The following is a 19325-nucleotide window of genomic DNA, read 5'->3' as shown; positions in this document are numbered from 1 at the left end:
GGAACACGAAGTCGATGAAACTCCTGACACGTCTCGGCGCCGCAGCGCTCGCGCTCGGCCTCCTCACACCCGCGGCGGCGCAGGACGGCGCGCCGGTCGAGGTGGGCGTCATCCTGCCCATGTCCGGTCCGTCCTCGCTCGCCGCGTCCGAGGTCATCCAGGGCGTGCGCCTCGCCGTCGAGGAGGCCAACGCGGAGGGCGGCGTACTCGACGGCCGCCCCATCGAGCTCATCGTGGAGGACGACGAGTCCTCGCCGACGAAGGGCACGACGGCGGCGCGCAAGCTGATCGAGCAGGACGACGTCGCCGCGATCCTTGGAACCTACAACTCCGCCGTCGCGGAGGCAGCGTTGAAGGTCGCCCGCGAGGCGGAGGTGCCGATGGTCGCCGGCGGCTCGACGGCGGTGAGCGTGACCGACCTGAACGAGCCGGGCGATCCCTGGTTCTTCCGCCCCTACCCTGGCTCGGACGTGCAGGGGCGCGAGTCGGGCGTCGACACGGTCGAGGTGCTCGGCGCCAAGCGGCTCGCCATCATCCACGACAACTCGAGCTACGGGAACTCGCTCGCCGACACCTTCGCCGAGGTCACAGAGGAGGCCGGTGCCGAGATCGTCGCACGGGAGAGCTTCAACGCCGGCGAGCAGGACTTCTACTCGATGCTGACGCGGCTGCGTGCGCTGGGCCCGGATGCGATCTACCTCGGCGGGCTCGTCGGTGACGGCGCGACCATCGTGCGCCAGGCCAACGAGATGGGGCTCGAGACCCAGTTCATGGGCTCCGGCTCGATGATGACGGACAAGTTCATCGAGCTCACCGGTGCGGCCTCGGAGGGCTTCGCCGTCTCCTCCATGTTCGAGCCGGACACGCCGAACGAGCATGGCGCGGCGTTCGCCGAGCGCTTCGTGGAGCGTTGGGGCGTCAACGCGAACGTGCATTCGGCGCTCGGCTACGATTCCATGTCGCTCATCATCGCCGCCATCGAGAAGGCCGGCGCGACGGAGGGCCCCGCCATCCGTGACGCGTTGCTCGAGCTCGAGGACCACCCGCTCGTCGAGGGTCCTCCCGGGACCACGGCCAAGTTCAACGAGCAGGGCGGTGTCGACTTCAACATCGGCCTCGCCATCGTGAAGGACGGCAAGCGCGAGTTGCAGCCGTTCTGACGTCCCCTGCGGCGGCCCTCCCGGCCGCCGCGCCCCCGCCCCCGGGCGAGGAGCCTTCTTGTACACATTCGACTTCGCGCTGACGCTGTTCGTCAACGGGCTCATCACGGGCAGCGTCTACGTGCTGGTCGCGATCGGGCTGACGCTGATCTTCGGCATCCTGCACGTGGTGAACTTCGCCCACGGCGAGTTCTACATGCTCGGCGGGTTCCTCGGCCTCGTCGCCTCGACCACCCTCGGGCTGCCGCTGCCGTTCGCGCTGATCTTTGCGATGGTCGGCGTCGCGGCGCTCGCGATCGCGGCCGAGCGGCTCGTGTTCCGCCCGATCCGCGGACGTGAGCCGACCGACACCATCATCTCCTCCTTCGGCCTCGCCGTGGTGCTGCAGAACGCGGCGCTCCTGGTGTTCGGCCCGCAGCCGCAGCTCATCCGTACCGAGCTCTCGACGGTGTTCCTGAACTTCGGGCCGATCTTCCTGACCGGCCAGCGCGCGCTCATCCCGGTCGTGACGCTCGTCATCGTCGTCATCTTCCACATCGTCCTGCGCTACACCTGGACCGGTCGGGCGCTGCGCGCCGTCGCCCAGCATCCCACCGTGGCGACGCTCTCGGGCATCGATGTCAACCGCGTCGCCCTCGCCACCTTCGCCATCGGCGGCGGGCTCGCGGCGGGCGCCGGCATGATGATGTCGACGGTCTACCTCGTGCACCCTCAGGTCGGTGCGATGACGGCCCTGAAGGCGTTCACCGTCGTCATCGTCGGTGGCATGGGCAACGTCTACGGCGCGGTGGCGGCCGGGCTCCTCCTCGGCGTCACGGAGAGCTTCGTGTCGGGCTACATCTCCAACGAGGCACGCGACATCGTCGGCTTCGCGCTGGTCATCCTCGTCCTGATGGTGCAGCCGTCGGGCCTGTTCAGCTTCGGCCGCTCCATGGACCGCGCCTGATGCGGCTCGTCGCGCCCCTGGTCGCCGCCGTGCTCGTCGCCGCGCTCGCCCTGTTCCCATTGGCGGACGCGAACACCTACGTCCTGTCGGTGGCGACGATCGCCTTCATCTACGTGATCCTCGCGGTGGGGCTCGACCTCGTGTTCGGCTACTGCGGTCAGTACTCGTTCGCGCAGGCCGCCTTCTACGGGATCGGCGGCTACACCGCGGCGATCCTCTACCGGGACCTCGGCTGGTCGATCTGGGCGACCCTTCCGGCCGGCATCGTCGTGGCGGGGGCGTTCGGACTGCTGCTCGGCGTGCCGGCGCTGCGCGTCGCGGGGCACTTCCTCGCGATCGTCACCATCGCGTTCCAGACGATCGTCTACCTCCTCCTCAGCTCCTGGACGAGCTTCACCGGGGGACAGTACGGCATCACCGTGCCACGCATCGAGCCGTTCGCCGCGTTCGGCGCGACGCGCGAGGCCGGGTTCTACTGGCTGACGCTCGTCGCTGCGACGCTCGCCGTCCTCCTCGCCTGGCGCCTCGCGACCTCGCGCATCGGCAAGGAGTGGCAGGCGGTGCGCGACGACGAGCTTCTGGCCCGCGCCATCGGCCTCGACACCGTGCGCGCCAAGCTGGTCGCCTTCGTGGCGAGCGCGGCGTTCGCCGGCGCCGCCGGCGTCCTTATCGTGTACTACCTCGAGGGGGCCTACCCGGCGGACTTTGCCATCCTCACGTCGGCCACCATCATCGCCATGATGATCGTCGGGGGACGGGCCTCGATCGTCGGGCCGATCCTCGGCGCCATCGCCTTCACCGCGATGCCGGAGGTGCTGCGCGCCACCGAGGACTACCGCCTCATCATCTACGGCACGCTGATGATCCTCGCCATGACGTTCATCCCCGGCGGCATCGTCGGCCTCGTGCGCACGCTCGCGGAGCGGCGCACGTGAGCGTCCTCCGTTGCGAGGGCGTGACCAAGCGCTTCGGCGGCCTCGTCGCCGTCGACGGTGTGGACCTCAGCGTGCGCCAGGGCGAGATCTACGGCCTCATCGGGCCGAACGGGTCCGGCAAGTCGACGCTCGTCAACCTCGTCACCGGCCTCGTCGCGCCGAGCGCCGGGCGGCTGACGTTCGACGGCACCGACATCACGACGATGCCGGCCTACCGGATCAACCGGCTCGGCATCGCACGGACCTTCCAGCTCCTGCGCCTCTTCCCCAAGCTGACGGTGGCCGAGAACGTCGCGATGCCGCTCAGCCCGCGGCACCGGTCGAGCACCCTCGCCTCGGCGCTCGGCCTGCCCGCAGCGCGCCGCGACCAGGCGGCGGCCTACACGAAGGCGAGGGCGCTCCTCGACCTCTTCGACCTCGCCGAGTTCGCCGATCGGCCGGCGTCGGCGCTCTCGGTGGGTCAGCAACGCATGGTGGAGCTGGCGCGTGGTGCCATCATCGAGCCGAAGCTGTTCGTGCTCGACGAGCCGGCGGCCGGCCTGTCGCCGCCGAACGTCGACCGGCTGATCGCGCTGATCCGCCGCCTGCGCGACGAGCGTGGCATCACCGTGCTCCTCGTCGAGCACGTCATGCGCGTCGTCCAGGAGTTGTGCGACCGGGTGATGGTGCTCGACCACGGCACCACCATCGCCGAGGGTCCGCCTGGTGTGATCGCGCAGGATCCGAGTGTCGTCGAGGCGTACATCGGCGGTGGAACGGTGCGGCGACGTGCTCGCGCTTGACGACGTCCACGCCGGTTACGGCCGCGTGCAGGTGCTGAACGGCCTGTCGCTGACGGTTCCCGAGGGGGCGATCATCGCGCTCCTGGGGGGCAACGGGACCGGCAAGTCCACCGCGCTGAAGGTCGCCGCCGGCCTGCTCGAGCCGACGTCCGGCGAGGTGCGCTTCGACGGCGTGCGCATTGACGACGTGCCCGCTGATCGGCGCATTGGCATGGGCCTCGTCCTCGTGCCCCAGGGCAAGGAGGTGTTCGCTGGGATGTCCGTGCAGGAGAACCTCCTCGTCGGCGCGTACCACCGGCGTCGCGCCAAGGCGGAGGTGCGCGCCGACCTTGAGGCGCGTTACGCCGAGTTCCCCAAGCTCGCCGCGATGCGGTCCCGCTCGGCTGGTGCCCTGTCGGGAGGGGAGCGGCAGATGCTGTCGATCGCCCGCGCCTTGATGGGGCGACCGCGGCTGCTGATGCTGGACGAGCCGTCGGCCGCGCTCGCGCCGAGGGTGGTGCAGGAGATCGCCGAGATCGTGCTCGACTTGAACGAGAGGGGGCTGACGATCCTGTTGGTGGAGCAGAACGTCGCCATGGCGATGGCCATCGCCGAGCACCTATACATCATGCGCGAGGGCGCCATCGCGTTCGACCGGCCGATCACCGAAGGGGACGACGACGCCGACGACCTGAAGGCGTACTACCTCGGGCAGTCCGTTGGCTGAGGCCGCCGACGCTGGGCGCGGGGACCTTCAGCGCGTGGCCACAACGCCGCTGTGGTGGGACGACGCGCCTCCCGGCCCCGGCCCGGACGACATGCCGCCGCCGCGGGCCGACGTCCTCATCGTGGGTGGCGGCTACGCGGGCCTGTCCTGTGCCCTTGCCCTCGCCGAGGGCGGGGCCGACGTCGTCGTGGTCGACGCGGAGATGCCCGGCCATGGCGGGTCGAGCCGCAACGGCGGTCAAGTCACCGGCGGCTGGGGCCTCATCGACCTCGACGCGAAGGACCAGGGGTTGATGCGCGAGCGCGTCGCCTCGGGCCTCAGGTCGCTGACGGACTTCGAGGCGACGGTGGCGCGGCTCGGGCTCCAAGGATGTTGGCAGCCGACCGGCAAGTTCGTCGGCGCCTTCGCTCCGTCTCACCTTCCCGGCCTGGCCCGCAAGGCGGAGTGGGCGGCGAAGGCAGGCGTGCTCGACACGGAGGTCGTCACCCGCGCCGAGCAGCACCGCGAGGTGGCGACCGAGCTCTACCATGGTGGGGTTCGGTTCAGCCCCGGCGGCGCGGTGCAACCGGCGCGCCTCCTCGCAGGGCTCCTCGCGGCGGCGCTGCGAGCGGGGGCGCGGGTCGTCGCTCCCGTCCGCGTGACCGGGCTCGAGCGCCGCGCCGGCGGTTGGCGCGTGGCGACCGAGCGCGGTGCCGTCGAGGTCGCCCGTGTCGTGGTGGCGACGAACGGTTACACGGGCAGCGCGACCCCGGCGCTGCAGCGCCGCGTCGTTCCCGTGGCGAGCCACATCATCGCAACCGCTCCGCTCGCTCCCGAGGACGCGCGTGCGCTGATCCCGCATGCGCGTCCGATCTCGGACACGGCGCGCGTCCTGTCCTACTTCCGCCTGTCACCGGATGGGCGACGCCTCGTGTTCGGCGGGCGCGCGAGCTTCGGCCGTGTCGGACCCTCCGCCGCAGCCCGTGGGCTCGTCGCCATGATGCTTCGCCGCTTCCCTCAGCTCGCAGGCACGAGGATTACGCACTCTTGGCAAGGCAACGTCGCCTTCGCGCGGGACAGGCTGCCGCACATGGGCGAGGCGGACGGCCTCTCCTGGGCGGTGTGCTGCAACGGGTCGGGCGTCGCGATGATGACCTACCTTGGGGAGCGCGTCGCCCATCGCATCCTTACCCGGCCGAACGGCCCGGTCTGCGCCTTCGACGACGGGGTGGTACCTTCCGTCGAGCACGCGACCTTGCCGACGATCCCGCTCTACACGGGTCGTCCCTGGTTCGTGCCGCTCATCGGCATGAGCTACCGCCTGCGGGACCGCCTCGACCGCCTCTCGATCCGCTGACGACGATCGGTCGTGCACCAAGGCCCTAACGGACGGACTGCGCCGGTGCGTGGTGGCGCCAGCTTGTCATGAGCCATGATGACCATTTACCGACCGGCCCTAGGCCGCCAGCGCGAGGGTGCGCAGCGCGCCAGACGTCGCCTCGGCGAGGCTCTCGAGGTCCGCCTCGCTCGTCGCCGTGGAGATGAAACCCGAGCCCTTCGGCGCGATGACGTGGCCGCGGCGCAGGAGTTCGCCCTGCAAGGCGCGCATCGCCGCCGTCTCCTCGGGCCGCGGATAGGCGCTGCGGTGGTCGACGATCGGCCGTGTCGTCATGTGCAGGCTGAACATCGAGCCGACGCCCGTGACCTGGCCAGGCACCCCCGCCGCCGCGAACGCCTCGGTGAGGAGCGACCGCGCCAACGTCCCGAGCGTCTCGAGGCGCTCGAAGCTCTCCTCGGTCAACAGGCGCATCGCGGTCAGCCCCGCGGTCAGCCCGATGGGGTTCGCCGTGAACGTCCCGCTCGAGGGGAGCGCGGGACGCCCGCCCTCGTGGCTGAAGACCTCCATCACCTCCGCGCGGCCCGCGACGCAGGCCACCGGAAAGCCGCCGCCGATGAGCTTGGCCGCCGTGGTGAGCTGCGGCCTCAGCCCGAACCGCGCCGCCCCGCCGCGGTAGCCGAGCCGGAGCGAGATCACCTCGTCCGCGATCAGCACGGCGCCGGTCTCGTCCGCCACGCGGTGCAGCATCTCCACCATGGGAGCCGAGATCGGGATCATCCCGAAGTAGCTCGGCGCCACATCCACGAGGATGCCGGCAAGCCCTTCCGCGTGGGCGCGCAGGATGCGCTCGGCGGCCTCGGGATGATTGAACGGAAGCGTCACCACATCCTCGGTGACGCCCTGGGGCGTGCCCCTCGCGTAAGGGACCGACCGCGGGTCGTTGCCCCAAGTGTCCGGGTTCGAGTCGAGGCTCACCTCGGCATAGTCGTACATGCCGTGATAGCCACCCTCGAACTTGGCGATCTTGGGCCGGCCGGTCGCCGCGCGCGCCGCCTTGATGGCGAGCATCACCGCCTCGGTGCCGGTGTTGCAGTAGCGCACCCGCTCGAAGGTCTCGTAGCGCTCCGCCAAGAGCTCGGCCATCTCCACCTCGAGCGCGGTCGGGAGGGCGAACGCGGTGCCGCGGCCGAGCGCGTCCGTCACCGCCGCCACGATCTCGGGGTGCGCGTGGCCGTGGATCAGCGAGGCGAAGTTGTTCACGTGGTCGACGCGCACCGTGCCGTCGACGTCGGTGACGCGCGAGCCTGCGCCCGAGCGCACGTAGAACGGGTAGGGTGCGTTGTAGGTGAGGAGGCGGCTGACCCCGCCCGGCAGCACGCGCTTGGCGCGGGCGTAGAGCTCGGCGGAGTGGGAGGAGGGGTCGGGCCATTCGCTCATGGGACACTCCTGCGGCACGGACGCGACCACCGCCTCGGTCGATTGCCGCAGATGATTACATCGCACGGCCCGTCGCGCTACGCTCGTCCCGCTCGACGACCACGGGAGTGAACCCCATGTCCTCTGCCGCTCACGCCAACCGGCGTGTCGCCTACTTCAACGGGGCCATCGTGCCGGAAGGCGACGTGGTGGTGCCCTTCCGGGACCGCTCCTTCCGCCTCGGCGACGGCGCCTTCGACATGACGCGCACCTTCAATCACCGCGTCTTCCGCCTGAAGGAGCACATCGAGCGCTTCTACCAGTCGCTGCGCTATCTCAGGATCGACCCGGGCCTGTCGCCGGCGGAGATGACCGCCGCCAGCGAAGAGGTGCTGGAGCGCAACCTGCACCTCCTCGGCGAAGGGGAGGACTACTGGCTCGGCCAGCGCGTCTCACGCGGGGTGGACGCGGTGGGCGACGAGGGGTGGGAGCACACCGGCCCCAACGTCATCGTCGAGTGCACGCCGCTGCCCTTGAAGGCGCGCGCTCGGCAGTTCCGCGACGGTGTGGACGTCGTGGTGCCCGCCGTGCGGCGCACGCCGCCGGACAGCCTGAGCCCTCGCGCCAAGACCCACAACTACCTGAACATGCTGGTCGCCGACATGGACGCCAAGGCCAGCAACCCCGCGGCCTGGTCGATCCTCCTCGACGTCAACGGCAACCTCGCCGAGGGGACCGGCAGCAACATCTTCCTGGTGAAGGACGGCGCAGTGTTCACCCCGCGCAAGCAGTACGTGCTCGCGGGCATCAGCCGCCAGACCGCCATGGAGCTCGCGGCCCAGGAGGGGATCGCGGTCCACGAGACCGACGTGGACATGTTCGACGCGGCGAACGCGGACGAGATCTTCATCACCTCGACGTCCTGGTGCATCGTCCCGGCGCGCACCTTCAACGGGCAGCCGGTGGGCGAGGGACGCGTCCCGGGGCCGGTGACGAAGGCCATCACCGACGCCTACGTGCGCCTCGTCGATTGCGACTTCGTGGACCAGTACGTGCGCCACGCCTGAGGGCCGGCGCACTGGACGGCTCGGGCCTCACCGAGGAACGAGCTTCGAGCCTACGAGGCCTTTCGCGCGACGCTGCGTGGCGCTGCCTCGGCTTGCAAGGGACTACACCATCCCGCCGAGGCGTACGCCATGGCGGCGCAGGAGCCACACCATCAGCGCGATCGTGAGCACCGACACCCCGATCAGGAGCGTCGCGATGGCGGTGATGGTCGGGTTCACCTGCAGCACCAGCTCGTTGAACATGCGCTTGGGGACCGTCTCGTAGCTGCCGGCGATGAAGACGGTGATGATCACCTCGTCGAAGCTGATGATGAAGGCGAAGATCCACGCTGCAAGCACGCTCGGCATCAGGTTGGGCAGGAGCACGCGGCGGAACATCGTCCACGGCGAGGCCCCCAGCGTGTAGGCCACCTGCTCGATGCGAACGTCGAACGAGCGCACGGCCACCGACATGACGAGAACCACGTACGGCACCCCCAGCACCGTGTGGCCGGCGATGAGGCCGGGCAGCGTGCCGAGGAGCCCGATCTGCGAGAAGTAGATGTAGAGCGCCACCGCGATGATGACTTGCGGCACGATGAGCGGTGCGATGAACGCCCCCTCCAGGAGGGATCGCCCGCGGAAGGTCCCGCGCACCAGGCCGTAGACGGCGAGCGAGCCCAGCGCCAGCGCGATGGTGCTGGAGGCGAACGCGATCAACGCCGAGTTCGCGAGCGCCGCGAGCCAGCGCTCGTCGTTGAAGAAGGCGGCGTACCACCTGAGCGACAGCCCCGGCGGCGGGAAGGCCAGCGAGGACGCGCTCGAGAACGACATCGGGATGACGATGAGGATCGGCAGGCACAAGAAGGCGAGCACCGCGATGGCCGTCGCGCCCAGCAAGACGCGCCCGAGCCGCCCCGGTTCGGCCGGCGCGGCGGCAGGCGTGACGCGCCGCGCGGGGGCGGCCCCTCCGGAGGACGCGCTCATGCGATGGACGCCCGCCCGCCCACCACGCGCGACAGCGCGAAGGCGGCGAGCGTCACCACCAGAAGCACGCCGGACAATGCTGCCGCGAGCTCCCAGCGGGCGAACTGGTTGATCAACGTGTCGAGCGCGTTGGCTACCATCGGCACCCGGCCGCCCCCCAGCACCGCGGGGGTGATGTAGAAGCCGAAGGTGAGGATGAAGACCAGGATCGCCCCCGCCGCCAGCGCCGGCACCGACAGGGGGAAGAACACGCGGGCGAAGATCGTGACGCGCGAGGCGCCGAGCGAGGCCGCGGCGTCCATCAGCCGGTCGTCGATCTTCAGCATCGCCGCGAACAGCGGCAACACGAGGAACGGCAGGAGCACGTTCGTGGTGCCGATGATGACGCCGAGCTCGTTGTAGAGGAATGCCACCGGCACGCCGACGAGCCCGATGTCGAGGAGCGTGCGGTTGACGATCCCGTCGTTGCCCAGGATCACGATCCACGCATAGGTGCGCACCAGGATCGAGATCCAGAACGGCAGCACCACCAGCGTCGCGGCGATGAGCTGGCCCTTGGGGCTGAGGCCGCGCATCCAATAGGCGAGCACGTAGCCCAGCACGATGCAGACGCCCGTGGTGATGAGCGCGATCTTCATGGTGCGCATCAGGACCCTTAGGTACACCGAGGACTCGACGAGCTGCCGATAGTATTCGAGCGTCGGCTGCGGATCGAACAAGCTGCGCGCTAGCATCAGCGCGATGGGCAGGACGAAGATCGCGCACATCACCACCACGAGAGGCAGGATGTAGCCTGCCTCCGCGGCCCAGCGGCGCGATCGGTTCGGGGCGCGCCCGCCGGACACGGCCGGCCCGGATCGCGCCGGGACCGCCGTGTGCGCGCGCGCCCCAGAGGTCAAGTCAGAGGCCAAGCTTGAACTCGAGCCAGCGCTCCTCCACCGCGTCGCGGTTCTCGGCCCACCACTGCGGGTTGGCGAGGGCTTGCACCTCACGGTTCGCCTCGGTGACGGGGAACTGGTCCTTCTTGTCGGCCGGAAGCAGCGCGTCGAGTTCGGGGCTCGCGCCGGTGTAGGGGATCACCTCGGCCGCGACGGCCTGGTTCTTCGCCACCGACATCTCCTTCAACAGGCCCATGGCAGCCGCCTTCTGCTGCGGGTCCGCGCCCTTCGGGACCACGAAGTAGGCCAGATCCAGCAGCCCCTGGTTGTAGGTGAAGTCGATGCCCTCGAGCCCGGCCACGCGGCCCGAATAGGACGCGGCGTACTGCACCTCGTTGTCCTGCAGCATCTGCGGCGGCTGCGCGCCCGCGCTCCACCACACCGAGACGTGCGGGGCGATCTCCGACAGCTTCTCGAACGCGCGGTCGAGGTCGAGCGGGTAGAGCGCGTCCGGTGCCACACCATCGGCGAGCAGCGCCATCGGGATCACGAGGTTGGCGTTGTCGGGGAGCGTGCGGTCGCCGGGGAACTCCTCCACGTTCCAGAAGTCGGCCCAGGTCTCCAGCGGCTCGGCGTCGTCGCGCCAGGCCAGCAGCGTCGAGTAGTACTGGTAGCCGAAGGCGTTGTCCTTGCGCGCCTCCTCGAACATCGGGTCGGGGTCGATGGCGTCCCAGTCGAGCGGCTCGATGAGGCCGGACGCGTCGGCGATGGCCCAGGAGGTGCTGCCCACCTCGAACAGCGGCGCGGTGATGGTGCCCGACTCCACCATCGCCTTCAGCTTGCCGAGCGGGTTCGGGTTCTCGCGCACCACCTTGATGCCGGTCTTCTCGGTGAACGGCTTGACGTACCCCTCCTCGATGGAGTCGCCCGAACGCCCGCCGGCCTCAACCATGCGGATCTCGCTCACCTCGGCCTGCGCCGTTGCGCCGAGCGCGAGGGCGCAGGTCAGCGCCAGCGCCCCCTTCAATACCATGTGCATGTGGCTCACTCCTGTTTGCGTGTTGGTGTCGTTCCGCCGTCCGCCGTCTCAGGCAGCACCCAGACGTCGTGGGGTGACCAGGCGAGGCCGACGTCCTCGCCCACCCGCACGCCGACTTTCTGGTCGATCCCGATCGCGACCATGGTGCCCGCGCGCGTGGCGAGGTGGGTGCGCACAGACTGGCCGAGGTAGACCACCTCCTCAACGCTCGCGTCCATGCGCCCCTCGCCCGGCGGACCGACCGTCAAGCGCTCGGGGCGCACGATCGCCTCCACCCGCGCGCCAGGCGCACGGCCCGGATCGCCGCAGGCGATGCGCACGCCGTTCGCCAGCACCACGGCGTGGCCCGCGCCGTCCGCCTCGAGCGTCCCCTCGAAGACGTTGGCGGTCCCCAGGAAGTCGGCGACGAAGCGGCTCGCGGGCATCAGGTACGCCTCACGCGGCGTCGCGATCTGTTTGACGCGCCCCTCGTCCAGCACGACGATGCGGTCCGACAGGGAGAGCGCCTCCTCCTGGTCGTGGGTGACGAGGATGGTTGTGATGCCGAGCGCGCGCTGAAGCTGGCGCAACTCGATCTGCACCTCCTCGCGCAGCTTGCGGTCGAGCGCGCCCAACGGCTCGTCCAGCAACAGGATGTCAGGCTCGAACACGATGGCCCTGGCGAGCGCGACGCGCTGCTGCTGGCCGCCGGACAGGTGCGCGGGCTTGCGCCGCTCGTAGCCCTCGAGTTGCACCTGCGCGAGCGCGCGCGCGACACGCCTGACGATCTCGCCTCCCGGAACGCTGCGCACGGTGAGCGGGAAAGCGACGTTGTCGAACACGCTCATGTGCGGGAACAGCGCGTAGGACTGGAACACGAGGCCGAGGTTGCGCTTGGCGGCGGGGAGCGCGGTGACGTTGCGACCGCCGATCCAGATCTCGCCGGCGGTGGGGTGGTTGAGGCCGGCGATGATCGAAAGGACCGTCGTCTTGCCCGACCCCGACGGCCCGAGGATCGTCACGAACTCCCCTTGCGCGACGTCGAGCGTCACCTCGTCGACGGCGACGACCGGGCCATAGTGCTTGGAGACGTCGACGAAGTTGATCGAACCCACCGGTGCCTCGCTGTGCGCCCGCGCGATCCTCAGTTAGCCCGGCGACCCCCGTCAAGGGAGGGCTTTTGGTAGGGCAGGGGTCGGCGGCGCAGTGCAAGGCCCGTGCCAACGGCAGTTGATGAGCGGCTGCCCGCGAGGATCGGCGCCAATCCTGCCGGACCGAACATGAAGCGGCGCGGGCCTTACCGCCATTCTGTTCGGCAATCCTCGCCGTCAGCCGCACCGACCTTCTGGTGATCTACGGCGGCGCGGTGCTCGTCGTCGGGCTTCCGGCCCGGCGCTTATGGAAAGGAGCATGCGCGCTTGACAAACGGCGTGTCCAATCGCGTCATGACAAGCAACAATCGGCTTCCGCGCACTGTCATCGACGCGACGGGAGATGTTTCAGGGAGGGAGAACGCGATGCCTTACTCAAAGTGCGCGCTCGTGCTCGGCGCCGTAGCCGTCGGTTCAGCACCCGTCGTCGCACAGGCCGACTTTCCCGAGCGCCGCGTGGAGATCGTGGTACCGTGGACCGCAGGTGGGTCGAGCACGGCCCACGTGCAGCTGATGACGCAGAAGCTCGAGGAGTTGCTCGGCGCCAACGTGGTCGTGCGCAACATCGCCGGTGCGGCCGGGACCATCGGGACGGCGGAGGTCGCCAACGCCGAGCCCGACGGCTACACCCTGCTCGCCACACCCGCGGGGCCGACGACCATCCAGCCGCACCTGCGCGACATCCCCTACACGTTGGACGACTTCGATGTGGTGTGCGCCTACACCCAGAACCCGTTCACCTTCATGGTCGCGGAAGCCTCCGAGTACCAGACCATGGATGAGTTCGTCGCAGCCGCCAAGGAGGCACCCGGCGAGCTGGGCTATGCCACCGCCGGTGTTGGCACGCTGCCCCACATCATCGGCCTTGCCGTGGGCCGCGGCTTTGGCGTTGACCTTCTCCACCTTCCCACCAGCGGCGGGGCCGATGCCATGCGCGCCGTGCTTGGCGGTCAGATCGCTGCGGCGCCCGAGACGGTGAGCCACCTCGAGCGCTACGACGTGCGCGGCCTCGCTGTGACCACGGCGGAGCGGATGGACGAGTACCCGGAGATCCCCACGCTGCGCGAGCTGGGCGTGGACGCGCTGTTCAGCCACTGGCACGCGCTCTACGTGCCAGCGGGCACGCCCGCTGAGGTGCAGCAGGTCCTCGCCGATGCCTGCACCGGCGTGTTCGAGGACGAGGAGGTCGTGGCCGGTATGGAGGCGATGAACTCGTTCATCAACGTCAGGACGGGCGAGCCCGTCCAGGCGTTCGCCGACGAGCAGAGCGCGTTCAACCGCACGCTCCTCGTAGAAGCGGGCCTTCTCCCCGAGTAAGGGCACCGCCCTGCGCTCCGGCGCGCGAGGCGGGGGGCCTGCTCGACAGTCCGAGCGCGTACCATGCAGCAGCTGCATCGCCGAAGTGATCCATGAGCGATCGCGTGGTGGTCAGGCTCCCGGCGATCGCTTTGTCGCTCGTGGCGGGCATCCTCTTCTGGCACACCTTCGATCCAGCCTACGCCTCCCGCCTCGCAGGGCTCCAGTTCGGACCGATGTTCTTCCCACGGATCATCCTGGCGCTGTGGCTCTGCCTCGCCTTGCCGATGATCGTGGTGGTGCCCTCCAGCGTGCGCAACAAGCTGCTGGAGCAGCGCAAGGCATGGCCGGGCATCGCCTTCGCCGTGCTTCTGGTGACCTACGTGTGGCTGTTGCCGGGGCTCGGCTACCTCATCACTACGTTCGTCTTCGGCGTAGGCGTGCAGCTCGTGGCGGGCACGCGCAACATCGTGATGGCGGTGATATGGTCGGCGCTCATCGTAGGTCTTTCTTGGGTGGCGTTCGAACGGCTCTTGGAGATCATCCTGCCCTCGGGCCGCTGGATCTGATCGAGGCACGCCACGGAATACCTTGCGGAAGCTGCGACCTTGGTGGCGAACTGGCAGGTGCTGGTGGCGATCCTGTCCGGCACCGCCATCGGGCTCGTGGTGGGGGCGCTGCCGGGACTGGGATCGGTGGTGGCCGTCACGGTGGTGCTCCCCTTCACCTTCCCCATGGAGCCAGTGCCCGCCATCGCGCTGCTCCTGGCGGTATACTGTTGCTCGGTGTTCGGCGGCTCCTTCACGGCCGTGCTCCTCAACACGCCGGGAACGCCCCAATCGGCGGCGACCGTTCTCGACGGCTACGCCATGACGCGGGCCGGCAAGGGGGACCTGGCGCTCGGCTGGGTGGCCGGCGCCTCCGTCTTCGGCGGCCTCTTCTCCACCGTGGTGATGGTGCTCCTTGCGCCCCAGCTCGCCGCGGTCGCCCTGCGGTTCGGGCCGGTGGAGACGTTCGGGCTCATCTGCCTGGCGCTCACCTGCATCTCCGGCGTCTCCGGCAAGAACATCATCTTGGGGTGGATCGGCGGCTTCATCGGATTGATGCTGGGGACGGTCGGCGTGGACCCCCTCTCCGGGCAGACGCGCTTCACGTTCGATGTCTTCGCCGTGTCCAGCGGCATCCAGATCATCCCGGTGCTGGTCGGGCTCTTTGCGCTCTCGGAGGTGCTTTACCGGCTCAACGAGTCGGAGGCCTCGCGCACCAGCGCCAACTTCGTGCCGGGCTTTCGCCTGCCGCCGTTGCGAGATTGGCTGGCGCGGTGGAAGACGTTGCTGAGCGGCAGCGTCATCGGTTCGGCGGTGGGCGCTCTGCCTGGGACGGGTGCGGCGACGGCGGCGTTCATCTCCTACGCCACCACCAAACGCTTCGGCCGGTTTCGCAAGGACATCGGGGAGGGCGAGCCGGAGGGCATCGTCGCCTCCGAAACCGCCAACAACGCTGTCACCGGAGGCGCGCTGGTGCCCACCTTGGCGCTGGGCATCCCCGGCGATCCCGTCACGGCGGTGCTCATGACCGCGCTCATCATCCACGGCATCCAGCCTGGCACGCGGCTGTTCGTGGACACGCCCGAGCTGGTCTACGCGGCCTTCCTGGTGCTCATCATGGCAAACCTCGTCATGTTCGCCTCCGCGGGCGTGTTCAGCCGGATCTTCAGCCGCATCGTGTCCTTCCCCCAGCCGATCCAGCTCACCCTCATCACGGTTCTTTCGGTGGTCGGCTCCTACGGCGTGCGCGGCAACCTCTTCGATCTGTGGGTGATGGTTGTGGCTGGCGTCGTGGGGTACCTGTGCCGCATCGCCGCGATCGCGGTCGCGCCCATCGTCATCGGCATGGTGCTCGGCCCCTTCCTTGAGCAGAGCCTCCGGCAAGGCCTCATCCTGACACGCGGGAGCTTTCTGGAGTTCTTCGCCTCGCCCATCGCGGCGACGTTGATGGCCGTGTCCCTCCTCATCGTGCTGACCTCGCTCGTCCTCCTCATCCTCGAGCGGCGCAAGCGCTGAAGCCGCGCCACGACCATGCCGCTGCACGCGCTCACGGGCGCACCGCTGGACGGATGTGAGCGAAGCGGGGGTTGGCCTTGAAGGCGTCGGCCTTCTCCGCGCCTTCAGCCATCGCCTCGCGGATGCGCGTCTCGATGTGCTGAAGCTCTTCGGCGTCCTCAACGATTCCCTCCGCGACGTCCTTCGGGACGACGATCACGCCGTCCCCGTCGCCGAGCACGAGGTCGCCGGGAGAGATCCGCACCGGCGCGTTGACCTGGCCGGGCAACGTCCCCGGAACGTCCGCCTCCACGAGGCGCCAGCGGCGGCTCCCGTTGATCGGTGTCACGGCTCCCGCGACCACTGGCAGGCCGAGGCCGCGGATCTCATCGACGTCACGCACCGCGCCGTCGGTGACGACGGCGACCGCGCCGCGGCGCTGGAGGCTCAGAGCGACGAAACCGCCCATCACGGCGCCCTCGCGAAAGCCGCCGGCATCGAGCACGACCACCGTTCCGGGCGACACCAGCCGCTCGATCGCGTCGGTTGGCAGCGCCGGCGGTGCGTTGCGCATCTCACCCACCGCAACGCCGCGCACGACCGCCGCACGCCCGGCGAACGCGCCAGGCGCCAGCGGCAGGAGCGAGGAGGACAGCGCGTGATGAGGCATCCCTGCCTCGTCAAGGACATCGCTCACCTGCCCGGTCTCGAGGCGGGCGAGCCGGGCGAGGAGGTCGTCCGCGATCATGCCGTCTCTCCCGTCTCAAGGCCGAGCTCTCGCGCTGCTGCGAGCACTTCGTCCATCACGTTCCTCGCAAGCACGATGCCGTTCGCGCGCGCATCGTCCGCTTTACGGAACTCGATCTCACCCGGCATCAAGATTTCGTCCGTTCCCGGTACCAGCTCGGACGCCTTCATCATTTCAATGTACTCGTCCATCCGCGCCTTGAAGGAGGCGACGTCTGTGAAGGCGGCGATGTCGATGGCGGCAACGAAGTGTCCGTTCCTTTGCGGCGTGTCGAGGTCGTCGTAAAGGTTGGTGAGCTCGGTGCCGAAGCTGCCTCCGGTGAGGAGGCCGGACAAGATCTCGCAGGCGAGGATGAGCCCGAAGCCCTTGTGCCCGCCGATGGGGAGGATCCAGCCGCCCTTCCTCACCCAGTTCGGATCGCGCGTCGGCTCGCCTTCGGCGTCGACGAGCCAGCCCTCGGGGAGCTCCATCCCCTTCTCGGCGTAGTACAGGATCTTTCCCCGCGAGCTCATGCCGAGCGCGGCGTCGAGGACGATGGGACGGTGCCGCTTGGCGGGCACGCCGATCGCGATGGGGAGCGGCCCGGTGAGCGGGGTCCTGCCGCCCCACACTGGCATGATCGGGGACCCATTGGTGGTGGCGATGCCGATCATGTCCTGCGCCACCGCACGCTGGACGTAGAAGGCGTTCTCGCCGTTGTGGTTGGAGTTGCGGATGCCGACGGCGGCGATGCCGGTGCTGCGCGCCTTCTGAACCGCAAGGTCCATCGCGCGCGTCGTCAGCACCGAGCCGAGGCCGTTGCCCCCGTCGATCAGGGCCGTCGAGGGACCCTCCCGGACCACGTTGACGGTGGTGACGGGGTTGAAGCCGCCGGCCTTCAGGCGGCGGACGTACACGGGAAGACGGATCATGCCGTGCGAGTTCATGCCGCGGACGTCGGCCCCGACCAGCGAGGCTGCGGCGATGGCGGCATCCTCCGCGGGAACCCCGGTGCGGCGGAGCATGTCTGCGACGAACGCCTCCAGCGCATTAGGGTCGATGCGGTAGGCGTCGCTGCCCTCCGGGGAAAGCCTCGGGACCGGGGCGGCGTTGGGTTCGGACATGGCGGTCAGGGCTCCCTTAGTCGAGCAGAAGGTTCGGCAGCCAGAGCGAGATCTGCGGGAAGAAGGTAAGGACGAGGACCACGATCGCGCTCGTGGCGATGAAGGGCCAGGCCGCGCGAACGCCTTCGTCTAGCCTGATGTCGCCGATGCGGCAGGCGAGCGCGAGGACGATCCCGAGCGGCGGCGTGATGAGCCCAAGGCACAGGTTCGCCGTGATGACGACGCCGAAGTGGATGGGGTCTACTCCCAGGCCCAACGCGATGGGGAACAGGATGGGCACCACCATCACCTTCGCCGCGTTCGTCTCCATGAACGTGCCGAGGACGAGGAGCATCGCGTTGACGAGCAGGAGAAAACCGAGCGGACTTTCGGTGATGGTCGTGATCCAGGCCGCGATCCGCTCGGGCGCCTCCGCGTAGGCCAGGATCCACGCGAAGAGGTTCGCACTGCCGATGATGATCATCACAACGGCCGTCGTCGCGATGGACTGGCGCACTGCCCCGAGGATGGTCCGCAGCGTGAGCTCGCGGTGTACCACGGTACCGACGAAGAGCGCGTAGAGGACGGCGACCGCCGACGCCTCGGTGACGGTGAAGACGCCGAAGAGGATGCCCGCAAGGATGATGACGGGCATCATCAACGCCGTCGCCGCCCGCTGGAACGAGGTCCACAACTCGCCCAGCGACGTCACCTTGTAGGTCGGCATGTCCCCCCGATAGGCCTGCCAAATCACGACCACAATGATCGCTCCGGCCCAAAGGAGGCCTGGGACGATGCCGGCGAAGAACAGGCGGATGACCGACTGATCGGTGAGGAAGCCATAGATGATCCACGCGATGGACGGCGGGATCAGCGGCGACATCGGTGCGGACGCGGCGGTGACGGCGACGGCGTAGCGCGTCGTGTAGCCGAGGCGGCCCATGGCGGGGATGAAGGTGCCCCCGATGGCGCTGGTGTCGGCGACAGCCGAACCCGAGATGCCGCCGAAGAAGATCGAAGCGACGACGTTCGACACCGCGAGCCCGCCCTTCAGGCGGCCGACGAGGGCGTTGGCGAAGCCGATGATCCGGTCCGATAGCCCGCCTGCCGACATCAGCGCGCCGGCAAGGAGGAAGAACGGGATCGCGAGAAGCGAGAAGGAGTCCATCCCTGCGAAGAGCCGCTGCGGGATGATGAGCGGGTTGATGTCGCTGCCGAAGATGATCGCCGCGCAGCAAGCGATGATGATCGCGAAGCCGAGCGGCATGCCAATGAGCATGAGCACCAGAAAGCCAAGAAAGAGGATGGTCAGCATCAAGCTGCGTCCTCGTCCAGGCGGTTCCTATCGTCCTCGCGGCTGGCCCTGAAGTGCCGCAGGATCACAAGGATCGCGATCAGGGCACTGCCGATGGCGACCGCGGAGTAGGGGATCGCCATGGAGACCCCGAGCCCGCTGGAGACGCGTCGCCCTCCCGACTCGACGAGCCCCCACCCGGCCCAAGCGAGGAACCCACCCATCGCAACGATGAGAAGGTCACGCACGACGGCGAGAACGCGCTGCACCGCGGTCGGCAGAAGCTCGACGAAGACCGTGACGTCGACGTGCCCCTGGCGCGCAACGACCAGAGCGCTGCCGAGCATTGTCACCGCGACCATGTGAAAGCGGGCGAGCTCTTCCGACCAGGCGGTCGGCGCCTCGAGGATGTAGCGAGCGAACACTTGCCAGGCGATGGCGAACACCATCGCTGCGAAAAGGACGATGAGAACCTTGTCGAGCACCCACTCGACGGTCCGCAGGACGGTGCGCATGCGGG

19 protein-coding genes are annotated in these 19325 nt (G+C 69.1%); 10 read left to right on the top strand and 9 right to left on the bottom strand.

What is annotated here, in order from left to right:
* Positions 1 to 14: 14 nt before the first annotated feature.
* The 6 genes from ACOOE8_RS00530 to ACOOE8_RS00505 are packed head-to-tail and all read left to right on the top strand — an operon-like array spanning position 15 to position 5865.
* The gene (locus tag ACOOE8_RS00530) at positions 15 to 1160 is read left to right on the top strand and encodes an ABC transporter substrate-binding protein (RefSeq protein ID WP_420392974.1); all 1146 of its coding nucleotides are present in this window, start codon (positions 15 to 17) and stop codon (positions 1158 to 1160) included.
* 58 nt (positions 1161 to 1218) lie between these two features.
* Positions 1219 to 2106 (top strand): branched-chain amino acid ABC transporter permease, encoded by an 888-nt coding sequence (locus tag ACOOE8_RS00525; RefSeq protein WP_420392973.1) that lies wholly within the window; start codon positions 1219 to 1221, stop codon positions 2104 to 2106.
* The gene (locus tag ACOOE8_RS00520) at positions 2106 to 3041 is read left to right on the top strand and encodes a branched-chain amino acid ABC transporter permease (protein WP_420392972.1); all 936 of its coding nucleotides are present in this window, start codon (positions 2106 to 2108) and stop codon (positions 3039 to 3041) included. Before ACOOE8_RS00525 ends, ACOOE8_RS00520 begins: the two co-directional genes overlap by 1 nt.
* Entirely contained in the window at positions 3038 to 3823 is a 786-nt protein-coding gene (locus ACOOE8_RS00515; RefSeq protein WP_420392971.1) for an ABC transporter ATP-binding protein, read from the top strand. Before ACOOE8_RS00520 ends, ACOOE8_RS00515 begins: the two co-directional genes overlap by 4 nt.
* A complete protein-coding gene (locus ACOOE8_RS00510; RefSeq protein ID WP_420392970.1) occupies positions 3810 to 4529 on the top strand; it encodes an ABC transporter ATP-binding protein in 720 nt (239 codons plus the stop codon). The genes ACOOE8_RS00515 and ACOOE8_RS00510 overlap by 14 nt, the downstream gene beginning before the upstream one ends.
* A 34-nt stretch (positions 4530 to 4563) precedes the next feature.
* A complete protein-coding gene (locus ACOOE8_RS00505; RefSeq protein WP_420392969.1) occupies positions 4564 to 5865 on the top strand; it encodes an NAD(P)/FAD-dependent oxidoreductase in 1302 nt (433 codons plus the stop codon).
* 99 nt (positions 5866 to 5964) lie between these two features.
* Here ACOOE8_RS00505 and ACOOE8_RS00500 read toward each other — a convergent pair whose 3' ends face one another.
* Positions 5965 to 7284 (bottom strand): aspartate aminotransferase family protein, encoded by a 1320-nt coding sequence (locus ACOOE8_RS00500; protein WP_420392968.1) that lies wholly within the window; start codon positions 7282 to 7284, stop codon positions 5965 to 5967.
* Positions 7285 to 7400: 116 nt separating this feature from the next.
* On the opposite strand from ACOOE8_RS00500, the gene ACOOE8_RS00495 reads away from it, so the two are divergent.
* On the top strand, positions 7401 to 8330 hold the full coding sequence (locus ACOOE8_RS00495) for an aminotransferase class IV (protein ID WP_420392967.1): 930 nt from the start codon (positions 7401 to 7403) through the stop codon (positions 8328 to 8330).
* Between the two features lie 102 nt (positions 8331 to 8432).
* Here the strand turns inward: ACOOE8_RS00495 and ACOOE8_RS00490 are convergent, their stop codons facing one another.
* From ACOOE8_RS00490 to ACOOE8_RS00475, 4 genes are read right to left on the bottom strand one after another with little or no spacing between them, the layout of a single operon-like run.
* Positions 8433 to 9296, bottom strand: a complete 864-nt coding sequence (locus ACOOE8_RS00490; protein WP_420392966.1) for an ABC transporter permease — start codon at positions 9294 to 9296, stop codon at positions 8433 to 8435.
* Entirely contained in the window at positions 9293 to 10141 is an 849-nt protein-coding gene (locus ACOOE8_RS00485) for an ABC transporter permease (protein WP_420392965.1), read from the bottom strand. Before ACOOE8_RS00485 ends, ACOOE8_RS00490 begins: the two co-directional genes overlap by 4 nt.
* Before the next feature lie 55 nt (positions 10142 to 10196).
* Positions 10197 to 11213, bottom strand: coding sequence for an extracellular solute-binding protein (locus tag ACOOE8_RS00480; protein ID WP_420392964.1), 1017 nt, complete (start codon positions 11211 to 11213; stop codon positions 10197 to 10199).
* Positions 11214 to 11218: 5 nt separating this feature from the next.
* Complete coding sequence (locus ACOOE8_RS00475; protein WP_420392963.1) at positions 11219 to 12307, bottom strand: ABC transporter ATP-binding protein; 1089 nt, start codon at positions 12305 to 12307, stop codon at positions 11219 to 11221.
* Between the two features lie 402 nt (positions 12308 to 12709).
* Between ACOOE8_RS00475 and ACOOE8_RS00470 the strand changes: the two genes are divergently transcribed.
* From ACOOE8_RS00470 to ACOOE8_RS00460, 3 genes are all read left to right on the top strand, one after another.
* Entirely contained in the window at positions 12710 to 13660 is a 951-nt protein-coding gene (locus ACOOE8_RS00470; protein ID WP_420392962.1) for a Bug family tripartite tricarboxylate transporter substrate binding protein, read from the top strand.
* 92 nt (positions 13661 to 13752) lie between these two features.
* The gene (locus tag ACOOE8_RS00465) at positions 13753 to 14208 is read left to right on the top strand and encodes a tripartite tricarboxylate transporter TctB family protein (RefSeq protein ID WP_420392961.1); all 456 of its coding nucleotides are present in this window, start codon (positions 13753 to 13755) and stop codon (positions 14206 to 14208) included.
* Between the two features lie 42 nt (positions 14209 to 14250).
* Positions 14251 to 15702, top strand: coding sequence for a tripartite tricarboxylate transporter permease (locus ACOOE8_RS00460; RefSeq protein WP_420392960.1), 1452 nt, complete (start codon positions 14251 to 14253; stop codon positions 15700 to 15702).
* 31 nt (positions 15703 to 15733) lie between these two features.
* Here ACOOE8_RS00460 and ACOOE8_RS00455 read toward each other — a convergent pair whose 3' ends face one another.
* Genes ACOOE8_RS00455 through ACOOE8_RS00440 form a run of 4 tightly spaced genes read right to left on the bottom strand, consistent with a single transcriptional unit; the run spans position 15734 to position 19320 of the window.
* A complete protein-coding gene (locus ACOOE8_RS00455; protein ID WP_420392959.1) occupies positions 15734 to 16429 on the bottom strand; it encodes an RraA family protein in 696 nt (231 codons plus the stop codon).
* Positions 16426 to 17532, bottom strand: a complete 1107-nt coding sequence (locus tag ACOOE8_RS00450) for an Ldh family oxidoreductase (protein ID WP_420392958.1) — start codon at positions 17530 to 17532, stop codon at positions 16426 to 16428. The genes ACOOE8_RS00455 and ACOOE8_RS00450 overlap by 4 nt, the downstream gene beginning before the upstream one ends.
* A gap of 16 nt (positions 17533 to 17548) precedes the next feature.
* On the bottom strand, positions 17549 to 18826 hold the full coding sequence (locus ACOOE8_RS00445) for a TRAP transporter large permease (protein WP_420392957.1): 1278 nt from the start codon (positions 18824 to 18826) through the stop codon (positions 17549 to 17551).
* Positions 18826 to 19320 carry a TRAP transporter small permease gene (locus ACOOE8_RS00440; protein WP_420392956.1) on the bottom strand — a complete coding sequence of 165 codons (495 nt, stop codon included), beginning with the start codon at positions 19318 to 19320 and terminating at the stop codon, positions 18826 to 18828. Before ACOOE8_RS00440 ends, ACOOE8_RS00445 begins: the two co-directional genes overlap by 1 nt.
* Positions 19321 to 19325 lie beyond the last annotated feature (5 nt).

Source organism: Acuticoccus sp., assembly GCF_965213555.1.
In the GTDB taxonomy this organism is placed as follows: Bacteria; Pseudomonadota; Alphaproteobacteria; order Rhizobiales; family Amorphaceae; genus Acuticoccus.
The sequence above is the reverse complement of the archived record's forward strand: the minus strand, read 5'-3'. Positions and strand labels throughout refer to the sequence as shown.